We start from the raw sequence: 22,124 nt of genomic DNA on the forward strand, positions 1-22,124 counted from the left end.
TGGAGAACCCGATGCCTCGTCTGAGGGCGGCGCTCGCCGCCCTGATCCTCTTCGCACTGGGGGGCTGCGCCACCAGCCCGCCGGAGCACGTCTCCTACCAGCGCCGCCCGGTGTCGTTCAGCGCCGCCGGCGCCCGCGACTGGCTGACCCAGTATCGCCGCAGCCAGGGCCTGACGCCGGTCTCGCTCGACGGCCGGCTGACGGCCTTCGCCCAGGCCCAGGCCGACGCCATGGCCTCGCATGACGAATTGTCCCACAGCGTCGGCGGCAGCTTTTCCTCACGCGTGCAGTCGGCCGGGCTCGCCGACGCCCGCATCGCGGAGAACGTCTCCTACGGCACCTACACCGACGGCGACGCCATGCGGCAATGGAAGAACTCGCCCGGGCACAACGCCAATCTGCTGATGCCCAACGCCACGCGCTTCGGCATCGCCATTGCCCAATCCCGCGGACGCGTCTATTGGGCAATGGCGATCGCGGGCGAGCCGGCGAAGGCGCAGCCCTCGCCCTTCGGCGAGGGGCCGATGGTGAGGGTCCGGCGGCGGGTGGTCTCTCCGGCCCGAAGCGTCGGCGGCGTCATCGCGGCGCCCTTCGGCGGGCTGTTCGGGAATTGACCATGTCTGGATCGACGACGCATGGCGGATGACGGGACGGGCTATGCCGGGCTGATGCGCGATTTCCGCTGGAACCTGCCGGCGCGCTACAATATCGGCATCGACGTCTGCGACAAATGGGCGGCGCGCGAGCCGGATCGCCTCGCGGTGCTGCGCCGCCTGCCCGGCGGCGGGACGGAGCGCTTCACCTTCGGCGCGCTGCGCGAAGCCTCGGACCGGCTCGCGCTCGCCTTGCGCCGCCTCGGCGTCGGCAAGGGGGACCGCGTCGCCGTCCTGCTGCCGCAGTCGCCGACGGTGGTCACCGCCCATGTCGCCGCCGCCAAGCTCGGCGCCGTGTCGCTGCCCCTCGCCGTGATGTTCGGCCCGGACGCCCTGGCCTTCCGTTTGCGGGATTCCGGCGCGAAGGCGCTGCTGCTGGACGAGGGAGGCCTCGCCAAGCTCGATGCGATCGAAGGAGGCCTGCCGGATCTCGAAACCGTCATCAGCGTCGACGGCCAGCGCGGCGCCGTCCTCGGCCTCGACCGGCTCCTCGTGCAGGCCTGGGGCGATTTCGCCCCGGTGGCGAGCGGGCCGGACGACCCGGCGCTGATGATCTACACCTCCGGCACGACCGGCCAGCCCAAGGGCGCGGTGCATGGTCATCGCGTCGTGCCCGGCCATGTGCCGGGCTTGCGTTTCGCCCATCCGGATCTTGGCCTCGCCGGGGACCTGATCTGGACGCCGGCCGACTGGGCCTGGGCCGGGGGGCTCCTCAACGTGCTGCTGCCGAGCCTGTCGCTCGGCGTGCCGGTGGTCGCCGGGCTGCATGCGAAATTCGCGGCGGACGACGCGCTGGCGCTGCTGTCCGACCTCGGCGTGCGCAATGCCTTCCTGCCGCCGACGGCGCTGCGCATGCTGCAGGCGGCCCACCGCCCCGGCGAGGTCTATCGCACGGCGCTGCGCAGCATCATGTCGGCGGGGGAGACGCTTGGGCCGGGCACGTTCGCCTGGGCCGAGCAGGCCTTCGGCTTCCCGGTCAACGAGCTCTACGGCCAGACCGAATGCAACCTCGTGCTCGGATCCTGCTTCCAGGCCGGGGTGTCGCGCCCCGGCGCCATCGGCAAGGCGGTGCCCGGCCATCGCGTCGGGATCGCCGACGACGAAGGCGGCGAATGCCCGCCCGGCGAGATCGGCGAGATCATCGTCGAGGCGCCCGACCCGGTGATGTTTCTCGGCTACTGGAACAATCGGCAGGCGAGCGAGGCGAAATACCGCGGCGGCTGGCTGCTGACCGGCGACAAGGCTTGGCGCGACGAGGACGGCTACATCCACTTCGTCGGGCGGGTCGACGACATCATCACCTCCGCCGGCTACCGCATCGGCCCGGGCGAGATCGAGGACTGCCTGATGCGTCACCCGGCGGTCGCGGCCGCTGCCGCCGTCGGCGCGGCGGACAGCCTGCGCACCGAGATCGTCAAGGCCTTCGTGGTGCTCAAGCCCGGATTCGCGGCTTCGGAGGACCTGACCGCCGACATCCAGGCCTTCGTGCGCGCCCGCCTGTCGGCGCATGAATATCCGCGTGCCGTCGCCTATGTCGACGCCCTGCCGCTGACGGCTTCAGGCAAGATCATCCGGCAGGCCCTGAGGGAACGGGATTAGGCGATCTGCGGTCGGACACGAGGCGCCGGTCCGCCATGCCCCGGTTCGCGATCGATCGCCGGCCTTAGGATGTTCCTTCCACCACGAAGCGACAGGCGGGGCGGGGAGCGTAGAGGCCGAAGAGGCAGCAGCCGGCGACCAGCCCACCCCATAAGAAAACCCGCCGGAGGCCAGGATTTCGGCGTGTTGCGCCAATGGCCTGTCGTCGGGCGGGTCGATTGATTGGCGCCGATCGGGCGAAGATCCTTCGCCTCGATCGGTCCTTCGTCAGTGTCGATCAGCGGCGGTCGCCGAGCAGACGCAGCATCATCAGGAACAGGTTGATGAAGTCGAGATAGAGTTCGAGCGCGCCGAGGATGGCCAGCTTGTAGCCCTCTTCCTGCGTGCGGCCGCCCTGCAGATACATCGACTTGATCTTCTGCGTGTCCCAGGCGGTGAGGCCGGCGAACACGCCCACGCCCACGACGCTGATCAGGAAGGTCAGCGGGCCCGACGGGAAGAACATGTTCACGACGCTGGCGATCAGCAGGCCGATCAGGCCCATCATCAGGAACGAGCCCATCGCCGACAGATTGCGCTTGGTGGTGTAGCCGTAGAGGCTGAGCGCACCGAAGCTCGCGGCCGAGATGAAGAACACGCGGGCGATCGAACCATGCGCGTAGACGAGGAAGATCGTCGACAGCGACAGGCCCATCAAGGCCGCATAGACGTAGAACAGCGCGCGCGCCGTCGACGCCGACATCTTCTCCGCGCCCATGCCGAGCCACATCACCAGGCCCAGCGGCGCCAGCATGACGACGTATTTCAGCGGGCTGAGATAGAGCACCTGGCCGAAGGCGGTGAGCCCGGTCAGCTGCCCGTTCACCTCGATCGCCGATGCCATATAGGTACCGAGCGCGACCAGACCGGTCAGCGCGACGCCGATGGTCATGTGGTTGTAGACCGCGAGCATGAAGGCGCGCAGCCCCTGATCGATCGCAGGTGCCCCGGCACGGGCGTCCGTATAGGAGCCGATCGAGAAACGAGGATCATTGGAAGCCATGGGTCTCTCCAAAAGGGCGGCGGAAACCGCCAGACAGATAGAACACTATGTAGTGTGTCCGGGCGCAATAGTTAAGTGAATTGCGTGCAATGTTGATTTTCGGGGCGGCAAGTATCGGCCGCTTCCGCCGTGCGGGGAGCGGCCGGCGCCCTACAGGCTCTTGAGATGGGCGGCGGGCTTTTGCCGGAGGATGCGCCAGGTGCCGGCGAGGCCGAACAGGATGGTGAGCGCCATGGCGCCGAACGCCGCCAGCAGGGCGGGGCCGGGCAGGAAGGTGAAGGTGAAATCCATCAGGGAGGTCACCACCAGCCAGGCGCAGGCCGTGCCGGCGATCACCCCGAACACGGCGGCGGCCAGGCCGAGCAGGCCGTATTCCAGGACATAGGCCAGGAGGATGCGGCTGCGCACCGCGCCCAGGACCTTGAGGATGACGGCGTCGTAGAGCCGGCTGTTCTGGCCGGCGGCAAGCGCCCCGGCCAGCACGAGAACGGAGGCGAGGAGGGCGATCGAAGCCGCCGCGCGGATCGCCGCCGCGAGCTGGCCGGCGAGCGCCGCCAGGGTCTCGAGCGTATCCTTGACCCGTACCGTCGTCACGCCGGGAAAGGCGTCGGCCACCTTGCGCAGGAGATCGAGCTCGGCGGCGTCGCTGGCCCCGTGTGGCCAGGTCAGCGTCGCGATGTCGCTGACCGGCGCGCCGAGGAAGGTGGCGGGCGAATAGACCAGGACGAAATTGATGCCGAAATTGCGCCATTCGAGCGTGCGCAGGGCGCCGACCTTCGCGGTGATGTTGCGCCCGAGCACGTTGACGGTGATCGGATCGCCCACGGCGAGGCCGAGGCCCTGCGCGATGCGCCGCTCCAGCGAAACGAGGGGCGGGCCGCGATAATCCGCCGGCCACCATGCGCCGTCCACCACCGACGACCCCTCCGGCACGGTCGGGGAGAAGGTGACGCCGCGGTCGCCGCTGAGGACCCAGGCGATGTCGGAAGGCGGCGTCAGCTTCTCCGCCGGGACGCCCTTCACCGCGACGATGCGTCCGCGCAGCATCGGCACGCTCTGGCTGGTGGCCTCGGGCGCGGCCTGCCTGAGGAAGGCCTCGAAACGGGCTTCGTCGGCGCTGCGGATGTCGACGAAGAAGAAGCTCGGCGCCCGCGCCGGGATCGAGGCGGCGAGCTGGTTGCGGATATTGCCGTCGACGAGGGTGAGCGCCACCAAGAGGCAGAGCCCGAGGCCGAGCGACAGCACCACGGAGGGCGTGGCGGCGCCCGGGCGGTGGATATTGGCGAGGGCGAGCCGCAGGGCCGTGCTGCGGGGACGGGGCAGGCGCCGGGCTGCGGCCATCAGGAGCTGGGCCACCGCGCGCAGGAGCACGAAGGCCCCGAGCGCCGCGCCGACATAGACCAGCGCGACGCGCCTGTCGGCGGCGAAGGCCACGGCGAGGCCGACGAGCGCCAGCGCGGGAATGAGCATGAGCCCCAGGAACAGCGGCTCGGGCCACCGGCGCGAGGGCGCGACGGCGTCGCGGAACAGGGCGGACACGCCGATGCGGCGCACGCGCCCGAGCGGCAGCAGCGAGAAGGCGAGCGCGGTGAGGAAGCCGTAGGCGGCGGCCAGCAGCAGGCCGGCCGGATCGAGCACCGGCGTGATGGGCAGCGGGAGATAGGCGGCGAAGCCATAGGCGAGGACGAAGGGCAGCGCCGCGCCGGCGGCGAGCCCGATGGCGATGCCGAGCGCGGCGAGCAGCAGGGTCTGGGTGAGATAGATGCCGATGACGAGGCTGCTGCCGGCGCCCAGCGTCTTCAGCGTCGCGATGGTGTCGCGCTGGCGCTCGATGAAGGCCCGCACGGCATTGGCGACGCCCACGCCGCCGACCAGCAGGGCCGTCAGCCCGACCAGGGTGATGAACATGGTGAAGCGGTCGATGCCCCGGCGCAGCTCCGGGGAGGCGTCGTCGCGTGTCCTGACCTCCCAGCCCGCCTGCGGGAAGGCGGCGTCGGCCCGCTGCTCGACATCGTGCGGACTGACCTCGGCAGGCAGCAGCAGGCGGTAGCGCCAGGCGATCAGGGAGCCCGGCTGGATCAGGCCGCTGGCGCGCAGCGAGGGCAGCGCCAGCATCAGGCGCGGGCCGAGCCCGATGCCGCCGGAGAGCCTGTCAGGCTCCCCCGTCAGCCGGTCGGCGAGGGTGACCGCAAGCGCGCCGATGGTGACGACGACGCCGGGCTGGAGATCGAGGCGGGCGAACAGGGTCGCATCGGCCGCCGCCCGCGCCGCCGTGCCTTCGCCGCCGATGGACGCGGCGAGCGGCCCGCCGCCGCCGAGCACGGCCTGTCCGAGCAGCGGATAGGCATCGTCGACCGCCTTGATCTCCACCAGGGCGGTGCGCCCGTCCGCCGTGCGGGCCATGGCGCGGGTGCTGGCGACGACCGAAAGCCGGCCCTGTGCGGCGAGGAAGGCGCGCTCCTGCGGGCTTGCCTCCCGCCCGACGAGCGAGAATTCGATGTCGCCGCCATTGATCACCCGTCCCTGGCTGCGCAGCCCGTCCGACAGGGCATGGGAAATGGCGCCGATGCCGGCGATCGCCATGACGCCGAGGGCGAGGCAGGCGAGGAAGATGCCGAAGCCGCGCATGCCGGCCCGCAATTCGCGCAAGGCATAGCGAAGCGGAAGCGGGAGAAGAGAGCCGGAGATCATGCTCTGCAGCAAGACCGGATGGAGAAGGCCGAATGATGGCGGAGTCCGGCGGCCCGAGGGACTAATCGCTCCCGGTGAGCCGGGCGAGGCCGTCCTTGCTTTCCTGGATGGAGGGATCCTGCCGCAGCGCCGCCTCGTAATCGGCGACCGCCTTCGCGCGTTCGCCGAGGGCTTCGTAGATATGGGCGCGCGTATCGAGGAAGGCGGCGGTATCGGGCGCGCTCTTCACGGCGGATTCGGCATGGCCGAGCGCTTCGCGGTTCCGCCCGACCTTGAACAGGGACCAGGCCAGGTTGTTCTGCAGGCCGGGCGTGTCCATCCCGGCGATGATGGCGGCGTTGAAATCGGCGATGGCGTCCTCGTCGTCGTCCTTCTGGGCGAAGGCCATGCCGCGCATGGCGCGCGCCTCGCCGTTGCCCGGATTCTGCGCCAGCACGGCGCTGTAATGCGCGATCAGTTCATCGCTGCGCTGGGCGAAATAAGCCGCCGGGTCGAACACGGCCTGGAAGGTCGAGGACACGGCCGTGCCGCTGCCGGCGGCGAGACAGACGAGGGCGATGCTCGCAAGGGCGAAGCCGAGTCGTCTCGGCTCGAGCCGGCGCAGGATGCCGACCGGGTAGATCATGGCGAGGGCGACGGCGGCGCCGCCGATGAAGCCGCCGAAATGCGCGGCGTTGGAGACGGCGACGGGCGCCAAAAGGCCGAAGGCGAAGTTGAGCGCCGCCCATTTGGCGCTGTCGATCATGATGCGGCGTCCGATCGCGTCGCCGCGGAGGGCGCCATAGGCGAGCATGCCCCCGAACAGGCCGAAGATCGCCCCCGACGCGCCGAGGGAATAGGTCTCGCCCCACAGGACGGAGGCGGCGGCGCCCAGCATGCCGGCGAGGATGTAGAGGATGAAGGCCCGCAGCCGCCCGAAGCTCGCCTCGACCATCGGCATGATCATGTAGAGGCAGAGCATGTTGACGCCGATATGGAGGAGATTGGCATGCAGGAAGAGCGCGGTGACCAGCGTCCAGACTTCGCCCTGGGCGAAGGAGGCGCTGCCGCCGATGCCCATGTCGATCAGGACGAACTGCGAAGGCGACCACAGATAGGTCAGCACGGCCTGGGGAGAGCCGTCGCTGATCGCGATGCTCAGCACGCAGCCGAGGGCGTAATAGGCGATGCAGGCGGCGATCAGCGGATGGCTCAGGGGCATCGGCCCGAGAAGGGCGCGGCGCCACAGCGCCTTCGGACGGCCGGCGGGCTGGCCTTCGGGGCCCGCCCTGGTCGTCCGGCTCATGCGACCGCTCTTGGGGCGCGGGCCGGAGCGGTTTCCTCGAACAGTTCGGCGAGCTTGTCGGTCATCGCGCCGCCGAGCTCCTCGGCGTCCACGATGGTCACGGCGCGGCGATAATAGCGCGTCACGTCATGCCCGATGCCGATGGCAATCAGCTCCACCGGCGACCGCGTCTCGATATCCTCGATGACCCAGCGCAGATGCCGCTCCAGATAATTGCCCGTGTTGACCGACAGGGTGGAATCGTCGACCGGCGCGCCGTCCGAGATCACCATGAGGATGCGCCGGCTCTCCGTGCGGCCGAGTAGCCGCTGATGCGCCCAGTTGAGCGCCTCGCCGTCGATGTTCTCCTTGAGGAGGCCTTCGCGCATCATCAGGCCGAGATTCTTGCGGGCGCGCCGCCAGGGCGCGTCGGCCGATTTGTAGATGATGTGGCGCAGGTCGTTGAGGCGGCCCGGCGATGCCGGCTTGCCCGCCTGCAGCCAGCTCTCGCGTGACTGCCCGCCCTTCCAGGCCCGGGTGGTGAAGCCGAGAATCTCGACGCGGACACCGCAGCGCTCCAGCGTGCGCGCGAGGATGTCGGCGCAGGTCGCCGCGACGGTGATCGGGCGCCCGCGCATCGAGCCGGAATTGTCGAGCAGCAGCGTCACCACCGTATCGCGGAAGTCGGTGTCGCGCTCGTGCATGAAGGAGAGCGCCGAGGTGGGATCGATGATGACGCGCGACAGCCGCGCCGGATCGAGCACGCCTTCCTCCAGGTCGAAATCCCAGGATCGGCTCTGCTGGGCCATCAGCCGGCGCTGCAGCCGGTTGGCGAGGCGCGCGACGACGCCCGACAGGCTGGCGAGCTGCTTGTCGAGATAGGCGCGCAGGCGGTCGAGCTCCTCGGGGTCGCAGAGGTCCGAGGCGTCGACGATCTCGTCGAAGCGGGTGGTGAAGGCCTTGTAGTCCGGGCCGCGGCGCTCCTCGGCCCGGTGCTCGGGCGGGCGCCAGGGCTGCGCCGCCTCGTCGGCGTCGCCGGTCTCGGTGTCGTCCGGCATGTCGGAGGACGGCGATTCGGCGTCCTGCGTCTCGCCCTCGCGGGATTCCTCGTCGTCGGCCTCGGTCTCCTCGAGCTTCATCGACTCCGAATCGTCCTGGGCCTCGCCCTGGTTCTCCTGGTTCTCGCCTTCCTGTTCGGTCTCGGCCTCGTTGTCGCGGTCGTCCGAGTCCTCCGAATCGGAGTCGCTGGCCTCGGCGAGGCCGATATGGGCCAGCAGGTCGTTCATGGCGCGGGCGAAGGCGCGCTGGTTCTCGATCACGCCGTCCAGCCGGGCGAGGTCGCCGCCGGCCTTCTCGTCGATGAAGGGCCGCCAGAGGTCGACGAGCCGGCGCGCGGGCGCGGGCGGGGCGAGGCCGGTGAGCCGCTCGCGCACCAGCAGGGCCAGCGCGTCCTCGATCGGCGCCTCCTCGCGGGTGCGGATGTCCTCATATTTGCCGCCGCGGACATAGCGGTCCTCCAGCATGGCGGACAGGTTGTTGGCGACGCCCGTCATGCGGCGCGATCCGATCGCCTCGCAGCGGGCCTGCTCCACCGCGTCATAGACGAGGCGGGCTTGCTCGCTCTGCGGCGAAAGCCGGCGGTGGATGGCGGCATCGTGGCAGGCGAGCCGCAGCGCCATGGCGTCGGCCTGGCCGCGCACGATCGAGGCCGCGCGGGCGTCGAGCTTCCTCGGCGGTTCGGACAGGCGCGCCTTGTCGGGCGTCAGCACCGGCTTGTCGGCGGTGAAGACCACTTCGAGCTCGGGCGTGCGCGCGAGCGCGCGCAGGGCGCCCGCCACCGACCGCTTGAAGGCGTCGTTGGGGATTTCCTTGGCTTTCTCGCCCGGCTTGCGGTTGGTCGGCATCGTTCAGGTCAGCGCTACGTTCACCGAACTCTCGGCGAGTTCCGCACCGAAGGCGCGCTGGTAGAACTCGGCCACAAGGCTTCGCTCCAGCTCGTCGCATTTGTTGAGGAAGGTGACGCGGAAGGCGAAGCCGATGTCGTGGAAGATGTCGGCGTTTTCGGCCCAGGTCAGCACCGTGCGCGGCGACATCACCGTCGACAGGTCGCCGTTCATGAAGGCGTTGCGCGTTAGGTCGGCCACGCGCACCATCTTGTTGACGATGTCGCGGCCGTTGGGGCTGCGCTGGTAGTGTTTGGCCTTGGACAGGACGATGTCGACTTCCTTGTCGTGCGGCAGGTAGTTCAGCGTGGTCACGATCGACCAGCGGTCCATCTGACCCTGGTTGATCTGCTGGGTGCCGTGATAGAGGCCGGACGTGTCGCCGAGGCCCACGGTGTTCGCCGTCGCGAAGAGGCGGAAGGCGGGGTGCGGCCGGATGACGCGCCTCTGGTCGAGCAGGGTCAGCTTGCCGGACACTTCGAGGACGCGCTGGATCACGAACATCACGTCGGGACGGCCGGCGTCATATTCGTCGAACACGAGGGCGATATTGTTCTGCAGCGCCCAGGGCAGCATGCCGTCGCGGAATTCCGTGATCTGCTTGCCATCCTTGAGCACGATCGCGTCCTTGCCGACGAGATCGATGCGCGAGACATGGCTGTCGAGGTTGATGCGGACGCAGGGCCATTTGAGGCGGGCGGCGACCTGTTCGATATGGGTCGACTTGCCGGTACCGTGATAGCCCGTGACCATCACGCGCCGGTTATGCGCGAACCCCGCCAGGATCGCCAGCGTCGTGGCCTTGTCGAAGAGGTAGTCGGGATCGAGGTCGGGCACATGGTCATCGGTCCTCGAATAGGCGGGAACCTCCAGATCCGTGTCGAAACCGAACAGTTTCTTGGCCGAAACCATGATATCCGGCAGATTGGCGGCCGGTGTAATTGCGTCAGTCATCATGCCTTCCTTGCTTCGCCGCAACGGCGAAGCCGACTATCAGCGGGACCGGGTGCTGCCTGTGTTCAGCACAACCCGGCGCTACGAAGCGTATTATAGGCCTGGATGATCTCGCGCAATTTATCTTCGCTGGATCGGTCCCCGCCATTGGCGTCCGGATGGAAGCGTTTCACCAAGGCCTTGTAGCGTGCCTTGATCTCCGTGCCGTCGGCCGTTTCCGGCAGATCGAGCGTCTCCATCGCCTTGCGCTCGAGGATCTTCAGACGCCGCTTCTCCGGCTCCGGCGCGGCCCGCGCGGACCCGAAGCCGAGATCCTCCTCGAAAAGCCCGAAGCCGTCCCGGATATCGGGACCTGCGGCGGCACGTGCGCGCGGCGGGCGGTTGACGCCCATGGTCCAGGTCGGCCGATGGCCGGTCGCGGCATCGCGCTGGTAGGCGCTGATGGCGTCGTCGGGCAGACCGGCGAAATAATTGTAGGTCTTGTTGTAGTCGCGGACATGTTCGAGGCAGAAATGCCAGAACTGGCCTTCGCGGCTGCGGCCCTTCGGGGCACGGAATTCACCGGGGTTGCGGCAATTCTGATGCTCGCAAAGACGCACGGACGCCGAATGGACCTCCTCGGCCTTTGGGCGCACGCGGATACGATCAAAAAGAGGCGAGTCGAGATCCATGATCAGCACAATATGCGGGGGCGATACCGAATGAGCAAGCGCGAGCTGGGGTATCGGGAAACAATTGAGGCCGAATGCCGCTGGCCGGCCCACAAAGAAAGAGGCCGCCCTGTGGCGGCCCAAGTCTTAGGGAGGAAACGCCCACGGAGGGCTGCAGGGCTACACATGGCCGCCCTACGCCTCCTAAGGTGCGACTGCACGGGCCGTTTCGCAAGTGCGAATGGATCGAATTGCGCGTCGAAGAACGCGAAATTCGCCGAGTGTGATATTAAAGCGACGGCCTTTGCGGGCTTCAGGCGGCAAGAACGCGCCGTGGCGGTATCATGAGGCGGTCGGCCGCGATGCCGAAGGCGATGCCCAGCGTCGCCCACAGCACCGCATGCATGCCGAGGGATGCCAGCCGGAATTTCCACAGCAGGGCCGCCGAGAAGCCCGGCGGCACCTCGTCGACGGCCGGCAGGACGAGCATGGCGAGACTGACCGCCGCGACATAGGCCGCCGCCGCCAGCAGCGTGGCGTTCCAGCGGCCGAAGCGGAGCGTGAGCCGGCCGGCGGTGCCCGCCGCGGCGACGAGGGCGAGGACCGACACCGCCATCATCGCGAAGTAGAGCGCCGTGCGCGGGCCGATGGTCTGCGCATCGCCGACCGCCGGCGGGTTCGCCGGATATTTGAGCTGGGGCATGAGCACGATCGCGGTGAAGCCGCCCAGCGCGATCAGCCCCGCGGTGGCGCGCGGGCTCAGCGGGCCGAGGCGTCCCTGCGCGAAAGCGAAGGCCAGCGCGAAGAGGCCGCCGAGCGCGGCACCGTAGAGGACCGCGCCGGTGAGGAGGCCGTAGCTGCCCTGCACGTCGCGGCTGACGAGTTCCTCCTCCGGCTGTTCGCCCGCGGCGTGCTGCATCGCCATGCCGCCGGCGGCCGGAGCCGCCTGCGCGGCATGCGAGTGACCTTCCTCGAAGGCGATGGCGAGGTCGACCTGCGGTTCGCCGAAGACCCTGGCGAAGCCGAACGCCAGCAGCCCCGCGAGGATGCCGACGAGCATCCCCCGGATCAAAAGGGATCTGACCATGATGCGTCGTCCTTCGCCTCAGTGGCAGGGAAAGCCGAGGAGGTGGCGGGCATCATGCACGAATTCGTGGATGTACATGCCCTGGAAGATCGCGGTCGCACCCTGTTCGGCGCCGACGAAATAGATCGCGAACATGGCCAGCAGGCCGCCGAAGACCGCCCAGGGCAGGATCTCCCGGACGGGGATGGCGGGAATGGCGACCGGCTGGACGGCCGGAACGAAGGTGGCGGTGGACATCTGAAAGCTCCTCGGGATGGCGCGTCCCGTTCGCGTGGATTGGGCCCTGGCGGGGTCTGGCTTCCGGGAACCTCGGTTCCCGGTCACAGTGGCGCGACCGTGCCGGATTTGCACCGGCTTCCCGTCCTGGGCATTGCACCGATCATAAAGGCTGCAGGCGGGGCGAAAGTCAACATTGTGGTTGTGGACGCGGGCGGCTAGAACACGGCCATGACGCCCAGCCTCACGCTGATCTGCCACGCCGCGACGCCTGTCCTGAGGGCAGCGGGCTTTCCGCTCGACGAGGCGCCCGACGAGCGCGGGCTGGCCGGGGCTCGCCAGCTCGCCGGCCGCTTCGCACGGGCGGGCCGCGCCGTCGCCAGCCCGGCCCTGCGCGCGCGCCGCACCGCCGAGGCGATGGGCCTGGCGGCCGCGCCGCTGGAGGATCTGCGGGACTGCGACTACGGGCGCTGGGCGGGTCTGGCCTTCGAAGAGGTCGCGGCGTCCGAGCCCGATGCCCTGGCGGCCTGGACCACCGATCCCGATGCGAGGCCCCATGGCGGCGAATCCGTCGCCATGCTCGTCCGCCGCGTCGGCGCCTGGCTCGACGGTGAGGCCTTCGCCGGCCTGTCGGTCGCCGTCACCCATGCGTCGGTGGTCAGGGCCGCGGTCGTGCATGCGATCGGCGCGCCCGCCGCCTCCTTCTGGCGGATCGAAGCGGGTCCCTTGCAGATGGCGGACCTGCGCCGTTCGGCGCGCGGCTGGACCTTGAGACTCGGCGCATGAGCCGCGGCGTATCCGTTCGGCCTCGCCCGGCAGATGACCGCAAGATGACTGTTTTCCGCCTTGGCTGTTCAGGGCCTTTACGCTAGTCAGCACCGACTGAATGAGGAACAATACATGCGCATCGCGATGATCGGAACCGGCTATGTCGGCCTGGTGACGGGGGCCTGCCTGGCCGATTTCGGCCATGTGGTGACCTGCGTCGACAAGGACCCGGCGAAGATCGAGGGCCTGCTCGCCGGCCGGTTGCCGATCTACGAGCCCGGCCTCGACCAGCTCGTCTCCCGCAATGTGCGGGAGGAGCGCCTGTTCTTCACGACGGAGCTGGCGCCGGCGGTGCGGGAGGCCAATGTGGTGTTCCTCGCCGTGGGCACGCCCTCGCGGCGGGGCGACGGCCATGCCGACCTGTCCTATGTCTACGGGGCGGTGCGCGAGATCGCCGCCGCAGCCGAGGGCTTCACCGTGGTGGTCACCAAGTCGACCGTGCCGGTCGGCACCGGCGACGAAGTCGAGCGGCTCATCCTCGAGGTCAGGCCCGACGCGGACATCAGCGTGGTGTCCAACCCGGAATTCCTGCGCGAAGGCGCGGCGATCGAGGATTTCAAGCGCCCCGACCGCATCGTCGTCGGCACGAGCGAGGAGCGGGCGCGGGCCGTGATGGCCGAGGTCTATCGGCCGCTGCATCTCAACCAGGGACCGCTGCTGTTCACCGACCGCCGCACGTCCGAGATGATCAAATACGCCGCCAATGCGTTCCTGGCGACCAAGATCACCTTCATCAACGAGATCGCGGACCTCTGCGAGAAGGCCGGCGCCAACGTCCAGGAAGTCGCCCGCGGCATCGGCCTCGACAACCGCATCGGCTCGAAATTCCTGCATGCGGGGCCGGGCTATGGCGGCTCGTGCTTCCCCAAGGACACGCTGGCGCTGCTGCGGACCGGCCAGGAGCACGGCACGCCGCTGCGCATCATCGAAGCGGTGGTCGGCGTCAACGATGCGCGCAAGACGTCGATGGCGCGCAAGGTCATCGCCGCGCTCGACGGCAACATCGCCGGCAAGACGGTGGCGATGCTCGGCCTCACCTTCAAGCCGAACACCGACGACATGCGCGAAAGCCCGTCGATCCCCATCGTGTTCTCGCTGCTCGACAAGGGCGCCCGGGTGCGGGCCTACGACCCGCAGGGCATGGAAGAGGCGCGCAAGGTGCTGACGGATGTCGATTACCGTGCCAGCGCCTATGATTGCCTCGACGGCGCCGACATCGCGGTGATCGTGACCGAGTGGGACGAGTTCCGTGCCCTCGATCTCGAGCGCGTCAAATCGCTGCTGAAGCAGCCGGTGATCGTCGACCTCAGGAACATCTACCGGCTCGACGACATGGCCCGCCACGGCTTCCGCTATGAGAGCATCGGCCGCGCGGGGACCACGCCCTGACGCAGGCGCCGGAGCGCAGAGATGCCCTTCGGCGAGACGGCGCGGCGCCGATCCGGGAAGGACCCCGGTCGGAGCGCCGCGTCGAGCGTCCTCGTGCCGCGGCAGCTCCGCATCGCGGCCATCCCGTCCCATGCGCGCCGCTGGCGCGCCGCGGCGGGTGGCGGCCTTGGCCGCGCTCGCGGCGCCCACGGACGTACGGAATAGAGACGTATAGGCGTTCGACGATATAAGTCGATGTGCCGATTTTCGATATAGAAATACTTTATCCAGGCCGTTCGACAGTATTGCCGTTCTTTCGCATCGGATTTAACCCGACTGATGACTTGAATCTCGACGGCAGGGACCGGCGATTGCCCGTATCAAAATTATGACATCCGCTGTTGCGCCACGCTGCCGGCGTGCTCCGCAATATTGCACGCTTGACTTATCGCCGAATGCGGCGAAATTGCAGCGCAGACGTTGTTGGCAAAGTGTGATTCGTGTTTCACCCGCGTATCTGGGAAGCGAGGTGCAATGGGAACGCCCATTCGTCTCGCCGGGATGCTTTTGTTTTTGCTGGACAGTTCCCGCTCGGGGACCAAGGACATGCTGAATGGCTTCGGGGCGCAACACCACACGGCAACTGGCTCGACGCGGGCGGGACGGCGATGGTCCTTCCTTGCCCCTCGCAGGGGCGCTACGCGGTTCCGTCTTAGCACCGGCTCTTCCGTCCCGCGGACCGGCGGGGCCTTTTGGGCGCCGGCGTTATCTCGCGTTCCTGCGATACGATTTTTCCGGCGCTGTTGCTCTTCCGCCACGGATATCCCGACGCAAAGGTGATAATGGTACTAGAGTCCGCAATTGCCCCGGAATTGTGGACGCCGAACGCGTCATCCATGCAGGCGTAAAACCGATCGATGCCGGTCCAGCCGTCGTCGCCCTGGGCAGGGCGGATGGGGCCGGTTGGTGTCGGTCGCTTTCCCAGAGGGCTCGGCAGGGAGCCACCAAACGGAGGGAGGAGCGAGGAAAAAAGGGGCTGTGCAGCGTCGTTCTTCCAGAATCCATCCAGAACAATGCCGAATGATTGACAGACCATGACTTACTACCGGCCGCTGCAGCATGGTTTCTTCGCACAGGATGCGATTGGTGAATCCGCGCCCTTCTCCCCGCCCCTCGAACCCTTCGGCATCACCCGCGCCGGCGACCTGACGAGCCTCGACACGATCGGAATTCCCGTGTGGTTCGCCGTCCGTCCCAATGCCCGGTCGCTTTCCGTCAGCCATGGTGCGGGCCTCACCCCCATGCAGGCGCGGGTCTCCGCGGTGATGGCGGCGGTCGAAGGTGCGGTGGCCGAGCAGACGCGGCCTCTGGTGGCGGAATTCGGCACGCCCGCGGAGATGGCGTCACGCGGACGAAAGCTGGTGCCGCTGCGGCGGCTGGCGCGCTGCAATTTCGCGGCCTTCGACGGACGCAAGCAGCGGGCCTGGGTCCGCGGCGTGAACCACGGCACCGGAGAGGACGTCTTCTGTCCGTATGAACTCATCGGCCTCGACATGCGTGTCGAGTTCCCGTGGGACTACGATACTTTCCGCGTCGACTCGATGGGCCTCGCCTCAGGCCCCGATTTCCAATTCGCCGGCCTGAACGCGCTGCTTGAAGTGATCGAGCACGATGCGGTTTCCGCCGCCATGCTCGGGCGCCGCGACGATCTGGCCCGCCCCCTGCAATATCATCCCGGTGTGCATCAGGGCCTCGACCTCGCGGTGCAGGCGATCTACGCCGCCGGGCTGGAAGTGCGCTTCTTCGACATTACCAGCTGCATCGGGGTGCCGGTGATCAGCGCGGTGATCACGCGCCCGCTTCTGCGCCTGCAGGCGGGTGGGGAATATCTGTCGGGGGGCTATGCCTGTCGTCTCGACGCCGGCGAGGCAGCGCTCGCCGCCCTGCTCGAGGCGGTGCAGATGCGGGCGACCCGCAACGCCAGCGCGTCCGAAGCGGTCACGCGCCCGTCCTATGGGGTCGGAGGAGGCATCATTGCACCTCCCGCGGCCGATGCAACGCCGCTTGCCGTCTTTTCCAAGCGCTATCCGGCCGGTGACAGCTCGAGTGCCGGGCGTCTGGAGCGGGTGGTGGCGGCCTTCAAGGCCGATGGCTATCACGACATCTTCTTCTTCGACCTGCCGTCCCCGGTATCCTCGGTGCGTGTCGTCCGGGCGCTGGTCCCGGGCCTGAGGAGCCTCACCAGGAGCGATCTTTCCAGAGCCGATGGACATCGGCTCGACGGCCTCGCCGTGCCGGCGACCTCGACGGCAATCTATGAGCCGACATCATGAGGATGACGGTGTTCGCCGGGCCGAGCCTCTACGGCATCGATGAGGGCTTCCTGGACGATTTCGACATGCTGCCGCCCGCCGGTTGTGGCGATGTGCTGGCCGCGGTGGCGGCCGGGGCGCCCGCGATCGGCCTCATCGACGGGGTCTTCGGCCATGCCCCCTCGGTCTGGCACAAGGAAATCCTCCACGCGATTTCCGAGGGAATTCCCGTCTATGGCGCCGCCGGCATCGGTGCGCTGCGCGGCGCCGAATGCACGGCGTTCGGCATGATCGGCGTGGGACGGATCTTCTCGGATTATGTCAGCGGCCGGCGTGTCGCCGATGCCGATGTGAGCGTCGCCTATGCGCCCCGCGAGCGCGGCTATGCCCCCCTCACCGTCGCGATGGTCGATGTCGAGGCGACCGTGGAGGCGATCGGGGCCAACTCGGTCCTCTCCCCCGGTGCATGCCGGGCGCTGCTGCGCGCCGCCCAGCGCATCCATTTCGAGGAGCGCACCTGGCCGGACATCATCTTCGAGGCCGTCCTGGCCGACAGCGATGCCGTGGCGGCGCAGGAGGCGGTGAATCTGCACGCCCGGAGCCAGAAATGCGAGGACGCCCTGCTGATGCTCGGGCGCATGCGGGAAGACGCCGGCTCCCGCGTGAGGAGCGAGCCGGACTTCACTTTCGTTGAATCCCGCTTCTTCTCCCAGCTGCGCCACCAGCTGGAAACCGGTTCCACCGGTTAGATTTCCAAACAGGAAGCGAGAGGCGGCGCGTTTGCGCGGAGACGCCGTCGCGAGGCCAGGCGACGCGGTCGGCAGGCCTTTTTTCGCTGGTTTTCGCGAGCCGGACGGGATGCCGCGGCTTCGCTGCGAAAGCGAACGCAGGACCTCGAAAAAACGCGAAATTCACTGCTGTCGTGAACCGGTGCCGGGCAATCGCATCCGGAGGCCGCACGTCCTCCCGGACGCGATGCGGCGTGGAATGTGGATCGCCGATCCCGGATCGTGCCGGGACGGGGCTCCGCCGCCCCTGGCGATCCCCGGAAGGGGCCGCATGCCGGGGCCGAGATGACGCCCGGGACGGGGCGACGGGCGCGACGGGAATGCCGTCAGATCGATTTTCCCGAGGGCGAGCGCCCGCCAGACCGGTTGGCGCTCAGGCGATCTGGCCGTGGCAATGCTTGTATTTCTTGCCCGAGCCGCAGGGGCAGGGTTCGTTGCGCCCGACCCGTCCCCAGGTTGCCGGATCGTTCGGGTCGCGGTCCTCCGGTGCCACCACCGGCATCGCCGCGGCATCGCTGATGGCGAGCGCCGGGGCCTCCTGGCCGAAGCCACTGCCGGCCGCGGCGAACTCGTCCTCGCCGGTGGTCGGATCGAAATGATGCGCGGTCATGAAGGGGAGCGGCGGCTGCTCGGGCGGCTGCTGCATGACCTGCAGGCGGAACATCGTGCGGGTGACGTCCTCGCGCCAGCGCCGCATCAACTCGCCGAACAGCTGGTAGCCTTCGCTCTTATATTCGATCAGCGGGTCGCGCTGGGCCATGCTGCGCAGTCCGATCACCTGGCGCAGGTGGTCGAGCGTGACGATGTGCTCGCGCCAGAGATTGTCCAGGGTCTGGAGCAGGACCGCCTTCTCGATCTGGCGCGTCACCTCCTCGCCGAAGGAGGCGGCACGCGCCTCGGCATTGCCGTCGGCGGCCTCGATGATGCGTGTCGTCAGTTCCTCGTCGGCGATGCCCTCTTCCTTGGCCCAGTCCTCGACCGGCAGGTCCAGATTGAGGATGTCGTTGATCGCCGCATGCAGCCCGGCGGTATCCCACTGCTCGGGATAGGCATTCTCCGGAACATGGGCCCGGACGAGCTCGTCGATGACGAGGTGGCGGAAATCGGCGATCGAATCGGCGACCGATTCCTGCGCCATCAGTTCGCGGCGGTGCTCGAAGATCTCCTTGCGCTGGTCGTTGAGCACATTGTCATATTTGAGGATGTTCTTGCGGATGTCGAAATTGCGCGCCTCGACCTTCTGCTGTGCCTTTTCGAGCGCCCGGTTGATCCAGGGATGGACGATGGCCTCGTCCTCCTTGAGGCCGAGCTTCTGCAGCATGCCGTCCATGCGGTCGGAGCCGAAGATGCGCATGAGGTCGTCCTGCAGCGACAGGAAGAAGCGCGAATGGCCCGGGTCGCCCTGGCGGCCGGAGCGGCCGCGCAACTGGTTGTCGATGCGACGGCTCTCATGGCGTTCGGTGCCGATGATGTAGAGCCCGCCCGCGGCCAGCGCCTTCTCCTTCAGCTTGGCGACCTGCGCCTTGATCCCGGCCTCGGCCGCCTCGCGCTCCGGGCCGGCCGGCATGTCGCCAAGCTCGACCTTGATGCGCATGTCGGCATTGCCGCCGAGCTGGATGTCGGTGCCGCGGCCCGCCATGTTGGTGGCGATGGTGATCGCGCCGGGCACGCCGGCCTGGCTGACGATGAAGGCTTCCTGCTCGTGGTAGCGCGCGTTGAGGACGGCGAACACCTTCTCGTCGGGCGTGCCCTGGTCGCCGTCATAGAGCGAGGCGAAGGCGTTGGGGTCGGAGAAATCGCGCTGCTTGTAGCCCTGCCGCACCAGATATTGCGCCAGGATCTCGGATTTCTCGATCGAGGTCGTGCCGACGAGGAGCGGCTGGCCGCGCTTGCGGCATTCCTCGATCAGGCGGACGATCGCCTTGTACTTCTCGTCGACGGAACGATAGACCTCGTCGTCGTCGTCGATGCGCTGCACCGGCCGGTTGGTCGGGATCTCGATGACTTCGAGGTTGTAGATGTCCATGAACTCGTCGGCCTCGGTGGCCGCCGTGCCGGTCATGCCGGCGAGCTTCTCGTAGAGGCGGAAGTAGTTCTGGAAGGTGATGGAGGCGAGCGTCTGGTTCTCGGGCTGGATCTGGACGCGCTCCTTGGCCTCGAGCGCCTGGTGCAGCCCTTCCGAATAGCGCCGCCCCGGCATCATGCGGCCGGTGAACTCGTCGATGATCACCACTTCGTCGTTGCGGACGATGTAGTCCTTGTCGCGCGAGAACAGCTTGTGGGCGCGCAGCGCCTGGTTGACGTGGTGGACGATGGTGACGTTGCCCGCGTCATACATCGAGCCTTCGCGCAGCAGGCCCGCCGTGCCGAGCATCTGCTCGATGCGCTCATTGCCCTTCTCCGTCAGGTTGACGGTGCGCTGCTTTTCGTCGAGCTCGAAATCGTCCGCCTCCAGGTTCGGCATCAGGGCGTCGATCGTCATGTAGAGCTCGGGACGATCTTCCAGCGGGCCCGAAATGATGAGCGGGGTGCGCGCTTCGTCGACCAGGATGGAATCGACCTCGTCGACGATGGCGAAGGCGTGGCCGCGCTGCACCATCGACCCCATGTCGTATTTCATGTTGTCGCGCAGATAGTCGAAGCCGTATTCGTTGTTGGTGCCGTAGGTGATGTCGCAGGCATAGGCGGCGCGGCGCTCCTCGTCGTCGAGGCCGTGCACGATGGTGCCGGTGGTGAGGCCGAGGAACCTGTAGACCCGGCCCATCCATTCGGCGTCGCGGCTGGCGAGATAGTCGTTCACCGTCACCACATGCACGCCCTTGCCGGCGAGGGCGTTGAGATAGACCGGGGCGGTCGCCACCAGCGTCTTGCCTTCGCCCGTTTTCATCTCGGCGATGGCGCCCTCATGGAGCACCATGCCGCCGATCAGCTGGGTATCGAAATGGCGCTGTCCCAGCACGCGCTTGGCCGCCTCGCGCACGGTGGCGAAAGCCGGCACCAGCAGGTCGTTGATGGTCTTGCCGGCGGCGAGCTCGGCCTTGAACTGGGCCGTGCGCGCGCGCAGCGCCTCGTCCGAGAGGGCCGCCACCTCCGGCTCGAGCGCGGCAATGGCGGCAACCTTGGGATGATAGGCTTTCAGCCGACGGTCATTGGCGGAACCGAACAGTTTCTTGGCGAGCGAGCCGAACATAGAAGGCCTTCAAATTTTTGCACCTGAAACGGCGCCTTGTGATACAGCCCGCTCCCGATCGCAGTGCGATGTGGCACGAGGATGACGATGCATCCTCCTGATACCCCCTCCAGGGAGGCAACCAGCGATGAAGGAGAGCGAACCGCTCCTGAAATGCTCGAACCGGCAGTCCCCAGGGGTGGCGCCGCGGTTCGACGGCTCGCCATCCGAACTCACTTAAGTATTGGGCTACGGGGTGTCAATCGAACAGCGGCGATCCGATCGCGGTTCCCGCCCGCAGGCGACGAAAAAGCCGGCTTCCGGCATGCTTGCGCCGCACCGGGCGCGAAACGGACCTGTCACAGTTTTGACGATCGGCGCGCGTAGACAGGCTGTCCGAAGCGGTTTGCTCACGCGCGAAAAGGGCGACATTGATTTTGCATTTTTCCTGGCCTATCAGCGCTGCTGAGGCGCTCGTCCCGGGATCAGGAACACATGCGGGCTTGCTGCCGGAACAGGCGTCCGGCCGGACGCCCGTTCGCACCGGATTTCACCCGCATCATCTGTCAGGGAAACGAGTTTCATGATCTCACTTCGCCGCGTGCGTCCTGCCGCGTCACTGCTCGCCGGTGTCGCCCTGTTCGCCCTCGCTGCAGCGCCGCTCCATGCCGCGGATGCGGCCAAGCCAGCGGATGCCAAGCCCGTCGCGACGGTCAACGGCCAGCCGATCACCCAGGAGGACCTGACGATCGTCGGTGAAGACCTTGCCGCCACCTTGCCGCCGCAGGCCACCGAGGCCCAGAAGCAGGACTACATCACGAATTTCGCGATCAACCTGCGCCTGGCCGCCGCCGAGGCCGAGAAGGAGAAGGTCGGCGATCCCGCCGAGATCGAGAAGAAGCTCGCCTATTACCGCCAGCGCATCCTGATGGAAGCGCTGATGAGCAAGGCGGCCAAGGATGCGGTCACCGACGAGGCGGTCAAGAAGACCTATGACGAAGCGGTCAAGAAGGTGCCGCCCCAGGAAGAGGTGCACGCCCGCCACATCCTCCTCGACAACGAGGCCGACGCCAAGAAGGCCTATGCCCGCGTGAAGGCGGGAGAGGACTTCGCCAAGGTGGCCAAGGAGATGTCGAAGGATCCCGGCGCGACCGACGGCGGCGATCTCGGCTGGTTCACCCGCGACCGCATGGTGAAGGAGTTCGCCGATGCCGCCTTCGCGCTCAAGCCGGGCGAGATTTCGGAGCCGGTGAAGTCGCAGTTCGGCTGGCATGTCATCAAGCTGGAGGATCGCCGCGAGAAGGCGCCGCCGACGCTCGACCAGGTCAAGCCGCAGATCGCCAGCTACCTGGCGCAGCAGGCCCAGCAGGACCTGCTCACCAAGCTGCGCGCCGGCGCCAAGATCGACCAGCCGACCCCCGCCTCCACCGGCCCCGCCATGGATTCGGGCGTGCCGCTGCCGCCGCCCGACGGCTCCCAGCCCGACGCGGCGCCCGCGCCGGCGCCGGCACCTGCCCCGGCACAATAGCGAGCCTCTCCCGGGCCGCGGCACATCGCCCG

16 protein-coding genes and 1 riboswitch are annotated in these 22,124 nt (G+C 67.9%); of the genes, 7 read left to right on the plus strand and 9 right to left on the minus strand.

What is annotated here, in order from left to right; all coding sequences use genetic code 11:
- Window positions 1-11 precede the first annotated feature (11 nt).
- Complete coding sequence (locus tag J3R73_RS30440; RefSeq protein ID WP_307436390.1) at window positions 12-614, plus strand: CAP domain-containing protein; 603 nt, start codon at window positions 12-14, stop codon at window positions 612-614.
- Window positions 615-635: 21 nt separating this feature from the next.
- Window positions 636-2,252 (plus strand): AMP-binding protein, encoded by a 1,617-nt coding sequence (locus J3R73_RS30445; RefSeq protein WP_307436393.1) that lies wholly within the window; start codon window positions 636-638, stop codon window positions 2,250-2,252.
- Window positions 2,253-2,529: 277 nt separating this feature from the next.
- Here the strand turns inward: J3R73_RS30445 and J3R73_RS30450 are convergent, their stop codons facing one another.
- The 8 genes from J3R73_RS30450 to J3R73_RS30485 form a co-directional block, all read right to left on the minus strand.
- Complete coding sequence (locus J3R73_RS30450) at window positions 2,530-3,294, minus strand: Bax inhibitor-1/YccA family protein (protein ID WP_307436397.1); 765 nt, start codon at window positions 3,292-3,294, stop codon at window positions 2,530-2,532.
- Between the two features lie 150 nt (window positions 3,295-3,444).
- Window positions 3,445-5,985, minus strand: a complete 2,541-nt coding sequence (locus J3R73_RS30455) for an ABC transporter permease (RefSeq protein WP_307436400.1) — start codon at window positions 5,983-5,985, stop codon at window positions 3,445-3,447.
- Between the two features lie 61 nt (window positions 5,986-6,046).
- On the minus strand, window positions 6,047-7,270 hold the full coding sequence (locus tag J3R73_RS30460; protein WP_307436403.1) for a rhomboid family protein: 1,224 nt from the start codon (window positions 7,268-7,270) through the stop codon (window positions 6,047-6,049).
- On the minus strand, window positions 7,267-9,153 hold the full coding sequence (gene cobT / locus J3R73_RS30465; protein WP_307436409.1) for a cobaltochelatase subunit CobT: 1,887 nt from the start codon (window positions 9,151-9,153) through the stop codon (window positions 7,267-7,269). The genes J3R73_RS30460 and cobT overlap by 4 nt, the downstream gene beginning before the upstream one ends.
- A 3-nt stretch (window positions 9,154-9,156) precedes the next feature.
- On the minus strand, window positions 9,157-10,149 hold the full coding sequence (gene cobS / locus J3R73_RS30470; protein ID WP_307436412.1) for a cobaltochelatase subunit CobS: 993 nt from the start codon (window positions 10,147-10,149) through the stop codon (window positions 9,157-9,159).
- Window positions 10,150-10,211: 62 nt separating this feature from the next.
- Window positions 10,212-10,745, minus strand: a complete 534-nt coding sequence (locus tag J3R73_RS30475; RefSeq protein ID WP_307436416.1) for a J domain-containing protein — start codon at window positions 10,743-10,745, stop codon at window positions 10,212-10,214.
- Between the two features lie 364 nt (window positions 10,746-11,109).
- Window positions 11,110-11,883 carry a CbtA family protein gene (locus J3R73_RS30480; RefSeq protein ID WP_307436419.1) on the minus strand — a complete coding sequence of 258 codons (774 nt, stop codon included), beginning with the start codon at window positions 11,881-11,883 and terminating at the stop codon, window positions 11,110-11,112.
- A gap of 18 nt (window positions 11,884-11,901) precedes the next feature.
- Complete coding sequence (locus J3R73_RS30485; protein WP_307436423.1) at window positions 11,902-12,120, minus strand: CbtB domain-containing protein; 219 nt, start codon at window positions 12,118-12,120, stop codon at window positions 11,902-11,904.
- Window positions 12,121-12,170: 50 nt separating this feature from the next.
- Window positions 12,171-12,244: riboswitch (cobalamin riboswitch) on the minus strand.
- A gap of 86 nt (window positions 12,245-12,330) precedes the next feature.
- Between J3R73_RS30485 and J3R73_RS30490 the strand changes: the two genes are divergently transcribed.
- The 4 genes from J3R73_RS30490 to J3R73_RS30505 all read left to right on the plus strand — a co-directional run bounded on the left by J3R73_RS30490 (window position 12,331) and on the right by J3R73_RS30505 (window position 17,356).
- Window positions 12,331-12,885, plus strand: coding sequence for a histidine phosphatase family protein (locus J3R73_RS30490; protein WP_307436427.1), 555 nt, complete (start codon window positions 12,331-12,333; stop codon window positions 12,883-12,885).
- Window positions 12,886-12,999: 114 nt separating this feature from the next.
- Window positions 13,000-14,316 (plus strand): UDP-glucose dehydrogenase family protein, encoded by a 1,317-nt coding sequence (locus J3R73_RS30495; protein ID WP_307436430.1) that lies wholly within the window; start codon window positions 13,000-13,002, stop codon window positions 14,314-14,316.
- 1,073 nt (window positions 14,317-15,389) lie between these two features.
- The gene (locus tag J3R73_RS30500) at window positions 15,390-16,628 is read left to right on the plus strand and encodes a YcaO-like family protein (protein WP_307436431.1); all 1,239 of its coding nucleotides are present in this window, start codon (window positions 15,390-15,392) and stop codon (window positions 16,626-16,628) included.
- Window positions 16,625-17,356, plus strand: coding sequence for a TfuA-like protein (locus J3R73_RS30505; RefSeq protein ID WP_307436432.1), 732 nt, complete (start codon window positions 16,625-16,627; stop codon window positions 17,354-17,356). Before J3R73_RS30500 ends, J3R73_RS30505 begins: the two co-directional genes overlap by 4 nt.
- 412 nt (window positions 17,357-17,768) lie before the next feature.
- On the opposite strand, the gene secA is transcribed toward J3R73_RS30505, so the two are convergent.
- Complete coding sequence (gene secA, locus J3R73_RS30510) at window positions 17,769-20,585, minus strand: preprotein translocase subunit SecA (protein WP_307436435.1); 2,817 nt, start codon at window positions 20,583-20,585, stop codon at window positions 17,769-17,771.
- 562 nt (window positions 20,586-21,147) lie between these two features.
- Between secA and J3R73_RS30515 the strand changes: the two genes are divergently transcribed.
- Window positions 21,148-22,092, plus strand: a complete 945-nt coding sequence (locus J3R73_RS30515) for a peptidylprolyl isomerase (protein WP_307436438.1) — start codon at window positions 21,148-21,150, stop codon at window positions 22,090-22,092.
- The last annotated feature ends 32 nt before the right edge of the window (window positions 22,093-22,124 follow it).

Origin of the sequence: Labrys monachus, assembly GCF_030814655.1 — a bacterium.
GTDB classification, from domain to species: Bacteria; Pseudomonadota; Alphaproteobacteria; order Rhizobiales; family Labraceae; genus Labrys; species Labrys monacha.

Bases quoted from the DNA above. Each gene is read 5' to 3' on its own strand.
- J3R73_RS30490 (WP_307436427.1), top strand. From the start codon at position 12,331: ATGACGCCCAGCCTCACGCTGATCTGCCACGCCGCGACGCCTGTCCTG.
- J3R73_RS30460 (WP_307436403.1), bottom strand. From the start codon at position 7,270: ATGAGCCGGACGACCAGGGCGGGCCCCGAAGGCCAGCCCGCCGGCCGT.
- J3R73_RS30440 (WP_307436390.1), top strand. From the start codon at position 12: ATGCCTCGTCTGAGGGCGGCGCTCGCCGCCCTGATCCTCTTCGCACTG.
- J3R73_RS30455 (WP_307436400.1), bottom strand. From the start codon at position 5,985: ATGATCTCCGGCTCTCTTCTCCCGCTTCCGCTTCGCTATGCCTTGCGC.
- cobS (WP_307436412.1), bottom strand. From the start codon at position 10,149: ATGATGACTGACGCAATTACACCGGCCGCCAATCTGCCGGATATCATG.
- J3R73_RS30480 (WP_307436419.1), bottom strand. From the start codon at position 11,883: ATGGTCAGATCCCTTTTGATCCGGGGGATGCTCGTCGGCATCCTCGCG.
- J3R73_RS30450 (WP_307436397.1), bottom strand. From the start codon at position 3,294: ATGGCTTCCAATGATCCTCGTTTCTCGATCGGCTCCTATACGGACGCC.
- J3R73_RS30500 (WP_307436431.1), top strand. From the start codon at position 15,390: ATGACTTACTACCGGCCGCTGCAGCATGGTTTCTTCGCACAGGATGCG.
- secA (WP_307436435.1), bottom strand. From the start codon at position 20,585: ATGTTCGGCTCGCTCGCCAAGAAACTGTTCGGTTCCGCCAATGACCGT.
- J3R73_RS30505 (WP_307436432.1), top strand. From the start codon at position 16,625: ATGAGGATGACGGTGTTCGCCGGGCCGAGCCTCTACGGCATCGATGAG.
- J3R73_RS30515 (WP_307436438.1), top strand. From the start codon at position 21,148: ATGATCTCACTTCGCCGCGTGCGTCCTGCCGCGTCACTGCTCGCCGGT.
- J3R73_RS30445 (WP_307436393.1), top strand. From the start codon at position 636: ATGGCGGATGACGGGACGGGCTATGCCGGGCTGATGCGCGATTTCCGC.
- J3R73_RS30485 (WP_307436423.1), bottom strand. From the start codon at position 12,120: ATGTCCACCGCCACCTTCGTTCCGGCCGTCCAGCCGGTCGCCATTCCC.
- J3R73_RS30495 (WP_307436430.1), top strand. From the start codon at position 13,000: ATGCGCATCGCGATGATCGGAACCGGCTATGTCGGCCTGGTGACGGGG.
- cobT (WP_307436409.1), bottom strand. From the start codon at position 9,153: ATGCCGACCAACCGCAAGCCGGGCGAGAAAGCCAAGGAAATCCCCAAC.